This window comes from Flavobacterium sp. CFBP9031, assembly GCF_034044945.1.
Lineage (GTDB): Bacteria > Bacteroidota > Bacteroidia > Flavobacteriales > Flavobacteriaceae > Flavobacterium.
Map to the genome: position 1 here is coordinate 359,179 of NZ_JAXCWF010000003.1, position 16,390 is coordinate 375,568.

Here is a 16,390-nt window from a genome sequence, read left to right on the forward strand (position 1 = left end):
ATCAAGGAGTAATACGGTTAGAAATTACGCTATTTTTCAAATTGACTATAAGTCTGCGATATTGGTTAAAAACCCGTGAAAATACTTGATTTTTATGATTTTTTTTATGAAATGGATAATTGGTGATTTTCTAAAAATGGCTTCGAAAAAGATAAAATCACGGTTTTTTGCAACTTGGAAGAATTGATTTACAATTTATTACGATTTGGGAACGAAAAGCAAATTAAAAATTTGTCAAATACAACATTTTCAGTCAAGAATGTTTTATTTAATCGACTTTCTTGTAAGATTATACTTTGTTTTATTTTGTTTTTTCGTCTGTTTTTTTAAGAAAAGCGCCATCTTAAATGTTAAATAAATGTTAATTTATTGATTGAAAAAATTGCAGTATTTTATGCTTAAAATTATGTATTGAGTTGTTTTTGCGTTAATTAACTATTCATTAACAAGTATATGTTAAAGAAATATTAAAAAAATGTTAGAGAAAGACCGTGAGTTGCATTGTTCTTTTAAGAAAATATTAAGATGTTTGCGACATACTAATTCAAAATTTTTAAAAATGAAACTAAAGTTAAATGGATTCTTAGTGCTTTTGGTGGCGCTGATTACGCAACTAACCTTTGCGCAAGAAAGAACTGTTTCGGGTATAGTTTCCGATAATGCAGGAATGCCTCTTCCAGGTGTGAGTGTATTAGTTAAGGGAACTAAAAGCGGAACGCAAACAGATTTTGATGGAAAATTCTCTATCAAAGCAACATCAAGCGAAGTCTTGGTTTTTACGTACATCGGAATGAAAACGCAAGAAGTTGCAGCTAGTTCTACAACATTAAGTGTAAAATTAACTAGTAATACTACAGAATTAGAAAGTGTTGTTGTTACTGCATTAGGTATTAAGAGAGAGAAAAAAGCTCTTGGATATTCTACTCAGGAATTAAAAGGAGAAGATTTAGTTGGTGGTACTACTGGCGCAAACTTCCTTAACGATCTTTCTGGTAAATCTGCAGGGGTATATATTAGAAAAAATACAAACTTTGGAGGATCTACAAACGTAGTTTCAAGAGGTGTTAAAAACCTTACAGGAAATAACCAAATGCTTATTGTTATTGATGGTATGCCAATTAACAACTCGAATGTGAATTCAAGCAATGGATCACAAACAGCTGGAGCGCGTAATACTTATGATTACGGTAACGCTGGTATGGATATTAATCCAGATGATATCGAAACATTAAATATTCTTAAAGGTGCTGCAGCATCTGCTTTATACGGGTTTCAAGCTGGTAATGGTGTAATCATGATTACTACTAAAAAAGGAAAAGCTCAAAAAGGTATGGGAGTTACTATTTCAAGTGAGTTTGGTGTTGGTTCAGTTGATAAAAATACTTTCCCTGTTTACCAAAACAAATATGGACAAGGTTACGGACCAACTTATAAGACTGATGGAACTCCTAATGGAATTCCAGTTGGACCAACAGGAGCGTTTTTTGTTATGGATAAAAATGGCAACCAAGTAGTAAGTACTACAGATGATGCTTCTTACGGTGTTGCGTTTGATCCAAATCTTTCTGTTCTTACTTGGGAGTCTTATACTCCATATTCTTCAAAATACGGACAAAAATCTCCATGGGTTGCTGCTAAAAATGGTCCAATTACATTTTTTGAAACAGCTCAAACATTCAATAACTCAATCTCTTTTGAAGGTGGTTCAGATAAAAGCAATTTTGTTATCAACTACAACAACTATAAAGAGAATGGTATTTTGCCAAATAGTGAATTGAGAAAAAATAACGCAAGTATTAAATTCAACCACAAATTAACAGATAAATTATCTGCAAGTGTTTTTGCCAATTATTTAGCACAAACTACGCAAGGTAGAAATACTACTGGTTACGGTGGTGATAACGTTGCAGGTTTATTCCGTCAATGGTGGGGAACTAACGTGGATATTCAATCTCAAAAAGAAGTTTTCCAAAATTCAGGAGGACAAAATATTTCTTGGAACATGGCAGATCCTGCTAATGGAAATACAAGCCCTAAATATTGGGATAACCCATATTTTACAAGATATAAAAACTACCAAACAGATGAAAGAAATCGTTTCATTGGTTATGGTCAGTTAGATTATAAATTTACAGATTGGTTAAACGCTACAGGAAAAATTAGTACAGATTCTTATTCAGAACTACGTGAAGAGAGAAAAGCTGTAGGATCTTTGGCTGGAACATTTGGAATTAACCGTTTGGCTGTTGGTTCAGGATACCAAAAATATACAGGTATGTTCTCTGAGCAAAACTATCAGTTTACATTAAACTTCAATAAAAAACTTAATGATGATTTCTCATTAACAGGTTTAGTTGGTTATAATGCTTTAAGAACTAGACGTACATCTACATTAGCTTCTACAGATGGAGGACTTATTATTCCTGGAATCTATGCATTATCAAATTCAGTAAATGCTTCTCCATTCCCAATCGAGGTTGAAGACAATACAGCTGTAAATAGTGTTTACGCATCTGCTTCGGTAGGATTTAGAGATTTCCTTTACTTAGAAGGAACTGTACGTAATGATGCTTTCTCTCAGTTGCCACAAGACGACAATGATGTTAATACATTCTCTGTTTCTGGAAGTTATGTTTTCACAAAACATATTAATGCTCCATGGTTAAGTTTCGGTAAATTAAGAGCGAGTTATGCTGAAAACCCACAAGGAAGTATCGATTCTTATGCATTGCAAGATGTATTTACTAAATTCAACCCATTTGGATCAAACCAACTTTATTCAAGACCAAACATTGCTAATAATCCAGAATTGCACCCTGTTAAAACTAAATCTCAAGAACTTGGTTTAGAGATGCAATTCCTTGACAGAAGAATTGGTTTTGATGTGAGTGTTTACAAAAGTTTAAGTGAAGACCAAATCTTTCCAGTAGATTATTCTACTGCAACTGGTAACTCTTCTAGATACGTAAACGCGGGATCTGTAGAAAATAAAGGTGTTGAGGTAATCTTCAATGTAACTCCTGTAAAAACAAATGATTTCCAATGGGATATTAACGTAAACTGGTCTAAAAATGAGAATACAGTTGTAGATTTAACACCAGGTGTTGATGTTTTAACAATTGGTACGTTCCAAGGAGGAGTTAGTATCGTTGGTACTAAAGGACATGCTTACGGAGATATTCTTGGAAAAGATTTCATCTACAGTGCAGACGGACAAAAAGTAACTAAAAACGGAGTGTATTTACAAACAGCAACTACTAATAATGTAATTGGTAACGTTACTCCAGATTGGATTGGCGGTGTTCGTAACAAATTTACTTACAAACAAATCTCTTTAGGTTTCTTAATTGATGTTCAAAAAGGTGGAGATATTTTCTCTCTTGATCAATATTATGGACAAAGCTCTGGTTTATTTACTTCTACAGCAGGAAACAACGAACTTGGAAACCCTGTAAGAAATACACTTGCTAATGGTGGAGGTGTTATCTTGCCTGGAGTAAATGAAGATGGAACTCCTAATGCTACAAGAACACCAAGTCCTGAAGTAGCTGGAAGTATCTATGGTTACAATACTAATCCACAAAAAGCATTTGTTTACGATGCAAGTTATGTGAAATTAAGAGAGGTAAGCATTACTTATAGTTTCCCTAAACAATTTATAGCTAAAGCAGGTTTGAATGATTTACGTCTTTCTTTAGTAGGTTCTAACTTATGGATCATCAGTAAAAATCTTCCAGATGCAGATCCAGAAAGTGGTATAAGTTCAGGTAACTTATCATCAGGTTATTCAGGAGGTTCACTTCCGACAACAAGAAATATTGGTTGTAACCTAACATTAAAATTTTAAATCATGAAAAAAGTACTTTTATTAATGTCTGTGGTAGGTATGATGGTTTCGTGCAGCCAGGACATTACAGATATGAATGTTGATCCGAAAAGACCAACAACAACCAAAGCGGAATTTTTGTTTACCAATGCTGAGAAGAAATTAGTCGATCAAATGGTTAGTACTAGTGTGAATAATAACGTTTTTAGATTATTTGCACAGCAATGGACAGAGACAACTTATCCAGATGAGAGCCAGTATAACATTACAAACAGAAAAATTCCAGATACGCACTTTTTGGTTTTGTACAGAGATGTCTTAGCAGATTTTCATGATTCAAGAGTTATGATTGCAGCAACAACTCCTGCAACTCCTGCTGATGAAGCGATCAAACAAAATAAATTAGCACTTATCGATATTTTAGAAGCTTATGCTTATAGTGTATTGGTAGATACTTTTGGAAACGTTCCTTATTCACAAGCAATTGATATTCAAAAATATCCTTTACCAGCTTATGATGATGCAAAAACGATTTACCAAGATCTTATTAAAAGATTAAGTGCATCTGCTGCAGTTTTGAAAGCAAATAGTACAGTGGCTAACTTTGGTGCTGCAGATATTATCTATTCTGGTAATGCGGCAAGTAATGCAAAATGGGCAAAATTTGCTAACTCATTAATCATTAGAATGGCAGTTAATATGTCTGATATTGATCCAGCTTATGCAACTACTCAAGTTCAGGCAGCTCTTGCTTCTGGTGCTTTAGCTAGTAATGCTGACAATACAAAATTGACTTATTTAACTACATCAGGAAATCAAAATCCATTGTATGCTGATTTGGTAACTAGTCAGAGATTTGATTTTATTCCTGCTGAGCCTTTTGTTTCTGCTATGGATGCTATTGTTCCTGGTGGTGACCCAAGGATGCCTAAATATTTTACTAACTTGACTGCTCCAGCTCCAGTTATTCCTGCAGGAAGAACATTTACTGGTGGTACTTATGGTTCGGCAAATGTTTACACAGCTTATTCGCAAATTACATCTACATTAAACAATCCAGTTTTTCCAGGAACTATCTTTGATTTTGCTGAGTTGAATTTCTTATTAGCAGAAGCTGCCGAGAAAAGCTTAATCCCAGGTGGTTCTGCTCAGGCAAAAGTATACTATGATGCAGGTATTAAAGCTTCTATGGCAGACTGGGGAGTAACTAGTGCTACAGCCATTGACGCTTATATTGCAAGCCCAAAAGTAGATTACAACAATGCTTTGAGTGGAGCAACATATAAAGAAAAAATTGGTACTCAAGCATGGTTTGCTCTTTATAACAGAGGATACGAAGCATGGACATCTTACAGAAGATTGGATTTCCCTGTGTTAAAAGCGCCTCAAGCAGCTATTAACAAACTTATTTTTACTGTTCCTGTTAGATATACTTATCCAGGTGTAGAAGCAAGTATTAATAAAACAAATTATATTAAAGCATCTGCTGATATTGGAGGAGATTTATTAAATACTAAATTGTTCTGGGATAAATTCTAATCTTTAGAATATAATCTATATCAATTAAATTATACCCAGTTTGGGAATAAGAATAATAAATATTTTGATTTTTTTTGAGAGCCCCGTATACTTTTGTATACGGGGTTTTCGTTTTCAAAATTCCAAAACGATCCTAGCTTCATATTATATATTATGTTTTTTCGTTTATACCTTTTTATATTACCTTTGCTTAGCAAATTTTGTCAAAATAAATTTATACAAAGCCATCAAATGAGAATATTCATTTTTTTATATCTATTAGTTGTTCCAACTTTATTGTTTTCGCAAGAAAAAAAAACTGCTTCTAAAAATAATTTAGATATGAATACAGAATATTCAAGTGTCACTGATACCGTAAAAAAGAAAAAACAAAAGATTGCAACCATAGATCAGTATAAAATTGTCACTTTAGAACATGATACTATTTATGCAGATACGTCGCTAACTCTTAAAAGTGCTTATAGACAAAATCATTTAAGAAAAGATCTTTTTGGTCTTATGGAGTTTTCTAATATCGGACAGCCTTTAAATACACTTCAATACAGTTTGACAAGTTTTTCTCCGTATCCTGAAATTGGTTTTAGCGGAAAGCATTCTAACTATATGCAAGCAGATCAAATTAGATATTATTCTGTTGCAACGCCTTTTACAGAATTGTTTTTTAATACTACAATAAAAAAAGGACAGAATGTAGATTCTTTTATCACATTAAATGTCTCTAAAAATCTTAATTTCTCGATTGCATATAAAGGTTTAAGATCTGAAGGAGATTATAATAATCAATTGGTTAGTGCCGGTAATTTAAGAATTACAACCAGTTATGCCACAACTAGCAAACGATATGCGATAAATGCACATTTTACAAATCAGGATATTTTGAATGAGGAAAATGGCGGTATAACAAACGATGCTGATTTTGAAAGCGATAATGATGACTATAAAAACAGGCAAAGATTACAGGTTTATTTAACCGATGCAGAATCGTTCTTAAAAGGAAGAAGATTGTTTTTTGATCATGCTTTTAGAGTGAATCCAACTGATGGAAGTAATAATTTATACCTTACACATCAATTTAATTATGAGTATAAAGATTACGAATACAAGCAGCCAACTGTAATTTCTACAGTAACTGCAAATGATGGAACAACTAGTCGAGTGCAAAGATTTGGTGAGTCGTATGCGGCAAGCAATATTAACGATCAAACTAAATATGAAAGACTTTATAATAAAGTTGGAGCAGCTTACGAAAATTCGCTGTTAGGTAAATTTATATTTTTTGTTGACGATTATAGATCTAATTATAGGTATAACAGAATTATTGTTGATGCAGCTGGAAACGCCGTTCCAGACAATTTGTATTTACAGTTTAACAATTTTGGTGCTCAGTACGAATATCAGAAAAACAAATGGAATGGTCGATTTTTATATTCAAGATCAATCACTAATGAATCGCTTTCCGATTTAGATGCTAAATTACGTTATGATATGAGCGATGAAATTAAGTTTGATTTTAGATATCGCAACATCAATAAACTGCCTAATAACAATTATAACTTATACCAAAGTAGTTGGATTTCGTACAATTGGTCAAATGATTTTAAAAACGAAAAAATTAATTCGTTAAGTGCAGAAATTACAACTCCGTGGCTAACAGGACAAGTTCAATATACGGTATTAAAAGATCATTTGTACTTTACAGATGTAGCGACCGATGCACAAAAAGCGGCTAATATACAGATCGTTAATCCAATGCAGTACGGAAATGTGATTAATTATTTAGAGATAAAGGCTAGTAGAGAATTCAAATTTGGACCTTTTGCATTAGATAATACACTTTTGTATCAAAAAGTAGATCAGTCAGATTTAGTTTTAAATGTACCAGATTTTGTAACTAGAAATACATTCTATTATTCGAATCATTTCTTTAAAAAAGCATTATTCATGCAAACAGGTCTTGTCTTTAATTATCTAACGAAATATTATGGAGATGATTATAATCCTGTTATTGCAGAATTTTTTGTACAGCAAGACAAGAAAATCGGTGGTTTTGCAACATTCGATTTCTTTGTGAATGCCAGAATACGCCAGACACGTTTTTATTTAAAAGCGGAACATTTTAATGCTTTGTTTTCGCAAAGTAATTATTATTCAGCGCCTCATAATCCGTATCGTGATTTTGTACTGCGTTTTGGTCTGGTTTGGAATTTCTTCCAATAAAAACTGGCTTTTTTTATTTCGAACCACTAAATAAACTTAAATAAAAATGGACTTTTCAAATAATATTTTAGAAACAATTGGTAATACACCATTGGTAAAACTCAACAAAATTGTTGCTGAAATTGATGCGTTAGTATTGGCAAAAGTCGAAACCTTTAATCCGGGTAATTCTGTAAAAGACAGAATGGCTGTAAAAATGATTGGAGATGCAGAGGCAGATGGCCGACTTAAACCTGGAGGAACTATTATTGAAGGAACTTCAGGAAATACGGGAATGGGACTTGCACTTGTGGCAATTGTAAAAGGCTACAAACTAATTTGTGTGATCTCAGACAAACAGTCTAAAGAAAAAATGGATATTCTTCGTGCTGTTGGAGCAAAAGTTGTTGTTTGTCCTACAGATGTTGAGCCTACAGATCCACGTTCCTATTATTCGGTTTCAAAGCGTTTAGCAGAAGAAACACCAAATTCTTGGTATGTCAATCAGTACGATAACATGTCAAATTCGTTGGCGCATTATGAGCAAACTGGACCTGAAATTTGGAAACAGACGGAAGGAAAAATTACACATTTTGTTGTGGGAGTTGGAACAGGAGGAACTATTTCTGGAGTTGGAAAATATTTGAAAGAACAAAATCCAAATATTAAAATCTGGGGAATTGACACCTATGGTTCTGTGTTCAAGAAATACCACGAAACTGGAATTTTCGACGAGAACGAAATCTACTCGTATATAACAGAAGGTATTGGAGAAGATATTTTGCCTAAGAATGTTGACTTTTCTCTAATTGATGGTTTTACAAAAGTAACCGATAAAGATGCTGCAGTCTACACTAGAAAGATTGCGCTTGAAGAGGGGATTTTTGTTGGAAATTCTGCAGGAGCTTGTATAAAAGGTCTGTTGCAGCTAAAAGAACATTTTAAACCAGAAGATGTTGTTGTGGTGTTATTTCACGATTCTGGAAGCCGTTATGTAGGTAAAATGTTTAACGATGACTGGATGCGCGAGCGCGGATTCTTAGAAGAAAACGTAACTAAGGCAGAAGACGTTATTAAAGATCATATTGATAAAGAATTAATCGTTGTTCGTACTGAAGAATTAGTTTCGCATGCAATTGAGCGTATGCGTAAATATAAGATTTCGCAAATTCCAGTTGTTGATATCAATGGATTTGTCGGTTCTGTTGATGAAACAGACTTATTTAGAAGCTATGTTGCAGATAAAAATGTTGCCGAAAAACCAATTAAAGAAGTAATGGGCAAACCTTTCCCAATTGTGAAACTAGGAACACCGATCGAAGAGGTTTCAAAGCTTTTTAGCAAAGAAAATGATGCTGTTTTGGTTGATTTAGGAAACGGACACCATCACATTATTACTAAATATGATATTATTGGCGCAATAAAATAAGCCTCTTATAAATATAAATAATCCATAAATCTTGTTGTTAAACAATTAGATTTATGGATTTGTCTTTTAAAATTAGAAAATGAATTTTACAGCTATAGATTTTGAAACTGCGACAGGATATCATCCGTGCTCTGTAGGTATTGTGACTGTCGAAAACGGAATTATTGTGGACGAATATGTGACTTTAATTAAACCGCCAAATAACGAATATAATCCTTTTACGATTCGTGTTCATGGAATTTATCCTAAAGATACTATAAATGCAAAATCGTTCTTTCAGATCTATCCAGAGATTGAAAAGAGGCTAAAAAATAAAGTTGTAGTAGCACATAACGAAAGTTTTGATCGAAATGTCTTAATGAAAACAATGCTTCTGCATGGCTTAAATTATGACGATTTAAATATTGCCACAAAGTGGGAATGCACGGTTAAAATCTACAAAGCAAAAGGCATAAAACCAACAAAATTAAGTGATTGCTGTCGAGAAATGAATATCCAATTGAATCACCATGAAGCTTTGTCAGATGCTAGAGCTTGTGCTAAATTATATATGCTTCGTTAAAAATTTTAATTTTGTAAGAATAATATTAAAAATTAATTACTTTTAGATTTTGTAATTCTACTATAAAATCTAAAAATGAAAGAAGACTTTCTTCATTATATCTGGAAATTCAAGAAGTTTGATTCTTTGAATTTAAAATCGGTTCAAGGCGAATTGATAACAATTCTTAAAACTGGCGATTATCTAGAGCTTGCTGGGCCAGATTTTTTTAATGCTCACATAGAAATCGGAAGTCAAAAATGGGCAGGCAATGTAGAGATTCATTTGAAATCTTCAGATTGGTATTTGCATAATCACGAGAAAGATCCGGCTTATAAAAATGTTATTCTTCATGTTGTTTGGGAAAACGACACCGCTATTTTTAGAGAAAACAATACCGAAATTCCTGTTTTAGTTCTTAAAGATTATGTTTCAAAAGAAATAATCGAAAATTATAAGGCATTAGTTTCTCCAAAGACTTGGATTTACTGCGAAAGGCAATTAAAAGACATAGACAGATTTGTTTTTAAAAACTGGCAGGAAAGATTGTTTTTTGAGCGATTAGAGCGTAAATCTAAATTTATTGCTCATTTATTGGAAGAAACCAATCAAGATTGGGAAGCGGTCTTATTTTGCCTTCTAGCAAAGAATTTTGGACTAAATACGAATGGAAATTCCTTTCTGCAAATCTCGATGGCAATTCCGTTTTCAGTAATCAGAAAAGAAAGTTTTGAAATTGAAAATCTAGAAGCGCTCCTTTTTGGCACTGCTGGTTTATTGGAGGTCGAGAAAGAAGATGTGTATTATAAAGATTTAAAGTTTCGCTATTTTTATTTATTGCATAAGTATCAAATAGAAAAGACGTACACAGAACCTCTCCAGTTTTTTAAACTTCGTCCCGATAATTTTCCAACAATCAGACTTTCTCAATTGGTAGCTTTATACCATAAACATCAAAATTTGTTTTCTAAGATTATCGAATTAAAATCAGTAGATGCTGTATATCGTTTACTAAGCGTGTCTGCAAGCTTGTATTGGCAAAATCATTATCAATTTGACAAAGAGAGCCCGAAGAAGTCTAAAACGCTTTCTAAGTCATTTATAGATCTCCTGGTTATAAATACCATTATTCCGCTTCAATTTACTTATTCGAATATTATGGGCGAATCCATTTCGGAAGATTTAATTGATTTTATGAATGAAGTTGCTTCGGAGAAGAATGTTATTATAGACAAGTTTAATTCCTTTGGTATTCAATCAAAAACTGCATTTGAAAGTCAGACATTATTAGAACTTAAAAATGAATATTGCGAGCGCAAGTCTTGTCTAAAATGTGCTATCGGATTAGAGTTGCTTAAAAATACTTAGATAATTTGTACTTTTGTAATCCTGAGCAGTCAGGAATCTAAAAATCTAAAGTCTTAAATCTAAAATATAGAAATGTCAGCAATTTTAAAACTTAAATTTTTTTTTGAAAAATATGGTTTCCATGTTTCTTCAAGATTAGCAGATAAACTCGGAATGCGCGTAACAAGTGTGCGATTGTTTTTTATCTACATTTCTTTTGTTACAGCGGGTTTAGGGTTTGGAGTCTATTTGACTCTCGCTTTCTGGATTAGGTTGAAAGATTTAATTCGATCAAAAAGAACATCGGTATTTGATTTATAAAAAAAAGCTCCAAATCTAGATTTGGAGCTTTTTTATGAAGTTGTATTTATTATTCTTCAGTAGGATTGTTAAGTTTAGATCTTTTCTTGCTATATCCAAAGTATACAATTATACCAATAATAAGCCATCCAAAAGATAATAACTGTGCATCTTTACTTAAATTAAAAATTAAATAAGAATTGATTGCAATTCCTAATACCGCAATAATTGGTAAAGCAGGTACTTTAAATGTTCTAGTTAATCCTGGCTGTTTTACTCTTAAAATCCAAACAGCAATACAAACCATTGTAAAGGCAAACAAAGTACCAAAACTAGTCATGTCAGCCAATTTGTTGATCGGTGTAAAAGCAGCAACAGTTGCGATAATAATTCCAAGAATCATTAAGTTTGTTTTTGGAGTTCCAGAAATTGGGTTTACTTTAGAGAACACAGATGGAATTAAACCATCTTTAGACATTCCAAGGAAAATTCTAGATTGTCCCATGATCATTACCATTAATACTGAAACCAAACCAATAGTTGCAGCAACAGTAATAATAGAACCAGCCCAGCCTTGTCCTGCAATATCAAATGCATAAGCAACAGGAGCTTTGATAGCTTCAGGATATTTTCCTAGTGGATTAAAGTCTTGGTAATTCATCATTCCTGTTAGTACTAAAGAAACAAGGATATATAAAGTAGTACAAATTAATAAAGAAGCAATAATTGCAAAAGGAACATCTTTTTTAGGATTAATAGCTTCTCCAGCTTGTGTAGAAACAGCATCGAAACCAACATAAGCAAAGAAAATAGCTGCAGCTCCAGAGATAATACCTCCAATTCCGTAAGCATTGTGCGTAGTTTCTTTTTCAATAATCTGAGTTGCTTCAGGAATAAACGGGCTCCAGTTTGCTGTATTAATAAAGAAAAGACCAGCAATAATTACAAAGATTACAGCAGATACTTTAAGAATAACAATTGCGTTGTTTGCTTTAGCAGCGCTTTTTGTTCCTTTAATAAGCAATGAAATAACTAAAAGAACGATTAAGAAAGCTGGAAGATTCATAGAAAAACCTTCTCCTGTGTAGCTTGCAGGATCTGTAGTTAACCAATCAGGAAGGTGAATGTGAAATATTTTGAGCAATTTATTAAAGTATCCGGACCAGGAAACCGCTACAGTCATCGATCCCATTGCATACTCGAGAATTAGTCCCCATCCAATTATCCAAGCAAAAACTTCTCCAATAGTACCGTAGGCATATGCGTAAGCAGATCCCTCAACAGGTAAAATGGAAGCAAATTCAGAATAGCAAAGTGCTGCAAAAACACAAGCAATACCTGCGATTATAAACGAAATAGCTAATGCTGGTCCTGCATGATAATAAGCCCCAGTACCTGTAAGTACAAAAATTCCCCCACCGATAATGGCACCAACACCAATGGCAGTAAGGCTCCATTTTCCTAGGACTCTCTTTAAATCACTTTTTTTCATATCGGCCTCAAAGGCTGATATAGGTTTAACTCTCCAAATTGACATATTATTTTATTGGTTTATTTGTTATTAAGTGCCAAATGTATTGTTTTTTGGAAAAAATAAAAACAATTATCATGTTTTAAGTTATAAAATCTTTGTTTTTTTTACGGTACTCGTAAGAAAGATTCTGTAAGTATTGATATTCATTAAATTAATTGGACTTTTATAAGAGATTCGATAATTTTTTAAAAGTTACTTTTCTTACTAATTTTCTTGATAAATTTGAAGGATTTTTCTTAAGTTGTTCTTCAAAAGTAATTTTAATCATGAATTTTAAGTCTTTAAACCAGTATTTTCATTTTACAAAACAGCAACGGATAGGTGTTTTTATGCTTTTTCTTATTATGATAGGACTGCAATTATTTTATTTTTTATCTGATTTCAATATTTCAGAGGCGAAAAACTCTGAAAAAGAGGAGTGGCTTGCGCTTCAGTCAGAAATTGATCAACAGAAATTAACTGAAAAAGATGTAAAACCAACTGTCTATCTTTTTAATCCTAATTTTATTTCAGATTATAAAGGATACAAACTCGGAATGTCTGTCGAAGAGATTGATCGTTTAATGGCATTTCGCAAAGAGAATAAATATGTAAACTCGGCAGAAGAGTTTCAGGCTGTCACTGGAGTCTCGGATTCTCTATTAAAGGAAATTTCTCCTTTGTTTAAATTTCCAGATTGGAAACAGAATAAAAAGAACTATAGTGTCGAGAAAAAAGAATTCATTGTAAAAAACTTTCCGAAAAAAGAAAAGTTAGAAATAATAAATATAAATGAGGCAACGCAAGAAGATTTGATGAAAATCTACGGGATAGGAGAAGGGTTGTCCTCGAGAATCTTGAAGCAGAAAGAAATCGTTGGATCATTTGTATCGATGGAGCAGATGAAAGAGATTTGGGGACTTTCGCCTGAAGTTATAAATGAACTAAATGCTCATTTTAAAGTTGTGATTCCTTCAAGCTTGAAGAAAATAAATGTAAATGACGCTTCATTAAAAGAATTGGCTCAATTTTCATACTTCAAATATGGACTAGCAAAACAAATTGTAACCTATAGAAGTATGAATGGAAATTTTAATAATATTGAGGATTTGTCAAAAATTAAAGATTTTCCTGTTGAAAAAGCAAAAATAATTAGTTTATATTTGGAGTTCTAAAAGAAACTAACTCATGAACTTTGATTACAACGAAACACAACTAATGATCGCACAGTCTATAAAAGACTTTGCAGAAAAAAATATTAGACCTTATATAATGGAATGGGATGAAGCGCAAATTTTTCCGATTCCGTTGTTTAAGCAACTTGGCGAGATGGGCTTCATGGGCGTTTTGGTTCCGGAAGAATATGGCGGTTCAGGTTTAGGTTATCACGAGTATATTACCGTAATAGAAGAGATTTCAAAAGTAGATCCTTCAATCGGATTATCTGTCGCGGCACACAATTCTTTATGCACTAATCATATTTTGACTTTTGGAAACGAAGAACAAAAGAAAAAATGGCTTCCAAAATTGGCTACGGCCGAATTTATAGGCGCCTGGGGTCTAACAGAGCATAACACAGGCTCTGATGCTGGAGGAATGAATACGACGGCTGTTAAAGATGGAAATCATTGGATCGTAAACGGTGCAAAAAACTTTATTACACATGCTATTTCAGGAGATGTTGCAGTAGTGGTAGTGCGAACTGGTGAAAAAGGAGATTCTAAAGGAATGACAGCTTTTGTTTTTGAAAAAGGAATGAAAGGTTTTTCATCAGGTAAAAAAGAAAATAAATTAGGAATGAGAGCCAGTGAGACCGCTGAGCTGGTTTTTGATAATTGTCGCGTTCCAGATGAAAATAGATTAGGAGAAATTGGAGAAGGTTTTGTTCAGGCAATGAAAATTCTGGATGGCGGGAGAATCTCTATCGGAGCTTTGTCTCTAGGAATTGCAAAAGGAGCTTACGAAGCTGCATTGAAATATTCGAAAGAAAGACATCAGTTTGGGCAACCAATCAGTAGTTTTCAGGGAATCTCTTTTAAATTGGCGGATATGGCAACAGAAATTGAAGCTTCAGAATTACTATTGCATAAAGCGGCTTTCTTGAAACAAAAGCATAAACCAGTAACAACATCAGGAGCTATGGCAAAGATGTATGCTTCAGAAGCGTGTGTTAAAATCGCAAATGATGCAGTTCAAATTCATGGCGGTTACGGTTACACTAAAGATTTTCCGGTAGAAAAATTCTACAGAGACTCCAAATTGTGTACTATAGGAGAGGGAACAACTGAGATTCAAAAGGTTGTTATTTCTAGGAATTTGTTGAAAGAATAAAGAATAAAGAATAAAGAATAAAGAATAAAGAATAAAGAATAAAGAATAAAGAATAAAGAATAAAGAATTATATCTATATATCTCTTCTCTATACTCTTTTCTCTTTTTTAAAAATAATTCACAATTTATAATTCATAATTCATAATTAATATATACATTTGCAGCCTTAACGAGAGGAGGTGTCTATATTATGTTAATTATACCAATTAAAGACGGAGAAAATATCGATAGAGCATTAAAGCGCTATAAAAGAAAATTTGATAAAACAGGAACTGTTCGTCAATTAAGAGCACGTACTGCTTTTATTAAGCCTTCTGTTATCAAAAGAGCTCAAATCCAAAAAGCGGCTTACATTCAAGGCTTGAAAGATAGTTTAGAAAGTTAATATCAGCTTTTAGAAAATAATTACCGTTAGTGGTCAAAATGTTTTAATTTTGATGCTAACGGTTTTTTTATGCTTAATTTTTAGATTTATGAAAACGAATAGAGAAGCTTTCTCGGATTATCTTTTGCTGGAGAAAAAATATTCTTTGCATACAGTTGAGGCTTACTTGAATGATATGGTTTCTTTTGAAGCTTTTGTAAAAGAATCTTTTGATCAAGAAAGTATTGATGTGGTGAATTATAGTCAGGTCAGAAGTTGGATTGTCTTTTTGGTTGATCATAATATTTCTAATGTTTCGGTTAATAGAAAAATGGCTTCTTTAAAAGCTTTTTATAAGTTTCTTTTAAAGACGAAGCAGATAGAAGTTAATCCGATGCTAAAGCATAAGTCTTTAAAGACTCCGAAAGTGGTTCAGGTTCCTTTCTCGGAAAAAGAGCTGAAGGATTTACTTGCTACAATAGAGGTTCCGGTTGATTTTGAAGGAATTCGGGATAAGCTTATTGTGGAAATGTTTTATGTGACAGGAATGCGTCGGGGGGAGTTAATTCATTTGATGATTAAAAATGTCGATCGCTCAAATAACACGATTAAGGTTTTAGGGAAAAGAAATAAAGAGCGCATTATTCCAATTTTGCCGATTATTGCGGATCAAATCGATTCGTATGTGAAGGAAAGAGATAGTTTGGAAAGTTTGATGGATTGTGACTATTTTTTCGTTTCAAAAAAAGGGTTAAAATTGAGCGAATCTTTTGTTTATCGTTTAATAAATTCATACTTTAGTAGGGTCTCAGAAAAGGTGAAAAAAAGTCCGCATGTGCTTCGTCATACTTTTGCAACTCACTTATTGAACAATGGGGCAGATTTGAATTCAGTTAAAGAATTGCTAGGGCATTCTAGTTTGGCGTCTACACAGGTTTATACTCATAATAGTTTGGCGGAACTTAAAAAAGTGTATAAAGATGCGCATCCTAGAAATAAATAGT

12 protein-coding genes are annotated in these 16,390 nt (G+C 33.0%); 11 read left to right on the forward strand and 1 reads right to left on the reverse strand.

Translation table 11 applies throughout. From position 1 onward, the window contains the following. Positions 1-559: 559 nt before the first annotated feature. The 7 genes from SOM12_RS07345 (at position 560) to SOM12_RS07375 (ending at position 11,199) form a co-directional block, all read left to right on the forward strand. Complete coding sequence (locus SOM12_RS07345) at positions 560-3,847, forward strand: SusC/RagA family TonB-linked outer membrane protein (RefSeq protein WP_095928750.1); 3,288 nt, start codon at positions 560-562, stop codon at positions 3,845-3,847. Between the two features lie 3 nt (positions 3,848-3,850). After that, positions 3,851-5,365, forward strand: a complete 1,515-nt coding sequence (locus SOM12_RS07350; protein WP_320492925.1) for a SusD/RagB family nutrient-binding outer membrane lipoprotein — start codon at positions 3,851-3,853, stop codon at positions 5,363-5,365. Positions 5,366-5,596: 231 nt separating this feature from the next. Beyond that, positions 5,597-7,582 (forward strand): putative porin, encoded by a 1,986-nt coding sequence (locus SOM12_RS07355; protein WP_320492926.1) that lies wholly within the window; start codon positions 5,597-5,599, stop codon positions 7,580-7,582. 46 nt (positions 7,583-7,628) lie between these two features. Continuing rightward, positions 7,629-8,990, forward strand: a complete 1,362-nt coding sequence (locus SOM12_RS07360) for a pyridoxal-phosphate dependent enzyme (RefSeq protein WP_320492927.1) — start codon at positions 7,629-7,631, stop codon at positions 8,988-8,990. 79 nt (positions 8,991-9,069) lie between these two features. After that, entirely contained in the window at positions 9,070-9,552 is a 483-nt protein-coding gene (locus SOM12_RS07365; protein WP_320492928.1) for a 3'-5' exonuclease, read from the forward strand. A 75-nt stretch (positions 9,553-9,627) separates the two neighbouring features. After that, positions 9,628-10,899, forward strand: a complete 1,272-nt coding sequence (locus tag SOM12_RS07370) for a DUF2851 family protein (RefSeq protein WP_320492929.1) — start codon at positions 9,628-9,630, stop codon at positions 10,897-10,899. A gap of 72 nt (positions 10,900-10,971) precedes the next feature. Next, on the forward strand, positions 10,972-11,199 hold the full coding sequence (locus SOM12_RS07375) for a PspC family transcriptional regulator (RefSeq protein WP_008466940.1): 228 nt from the start codon (positions 10,972-10,974) through the stop codon (positions 11,197-11,199). Between the two features lie 49 nt (positions 11,200-11,248). Here the strand turns inward: SOM12_RS07375 and SOM12_RS07380 are convergent, their stop codons facing one another. Then, on the reverse strand, positions 11,249-12,715 hold the full coding sequence (locus SOM12_RS07380) for an APC family permease (protein WP_095928756.1): 1,467 nt from the start codon (positions 12,713-12,715) through the stop codon (positions 11,249-11,251). Positions 12,716-12,978: 263 nt separating this feature from the next. Between SOM12_RS07380 and SOM12_RS07385 the strand changes: the two genes are divergently transcribed. From SOM12_RS07385 to SOM12_RS07400, 4 genes are all read left to right on the forward strand, one after another. After that, positions 12,979-13,866 (forward strand): helix-hairpin-helix domain-containing protein, encoded by an 888-nt coding sequence (locus tag SOM12_RS07385; RefSeq protein ID WP_320492930.1) that lies wholly within the window; start codon positions 12,979-12,981, stop codon positions 13,864-13,866. Positions 13,867-13,879: 13 nt separating this feature from the next. Continuing rightward, positions 13,880-15,022 (forward strand): acyl-CoA dehydrogenase family protein, encoded by a 1,143-nt coding sequence (locus tag SOM12_RS07390; RefSeq protein WP_320492931.1) that lies wholly within the window; start codon positions 13,880-13,882, stop codon positions 15,020-15,022. Positions 15,023-15,212: 190 nt separating this feature from the next. After that, positions 15,213-15,407: a 30S ribosomal protein S21 gene (gene rpsU / locus SOM12_RS07395; protein ID WP_026730435.1), complete on the forward strand. Its 195-nt coding sequence runs from the start codon at positions 15,213-15,215 to the stop codon at positions 15,405-15,407. Positions 15,408-15,495: 88 nt separating this feature from the next. Beyond that, positions 15,496-16,389, forward strand: coding sequence for a tyrosine-type recombinase/integrase (locus tag SOM12_RS07400; RefSeq protein ID WP_320492932.1), 894 nt, complete (start codon positions 15,496-15,498; stop codon positions 16,387-16,389). Position 16,390 lies beyond the last annotated feature (1 nt).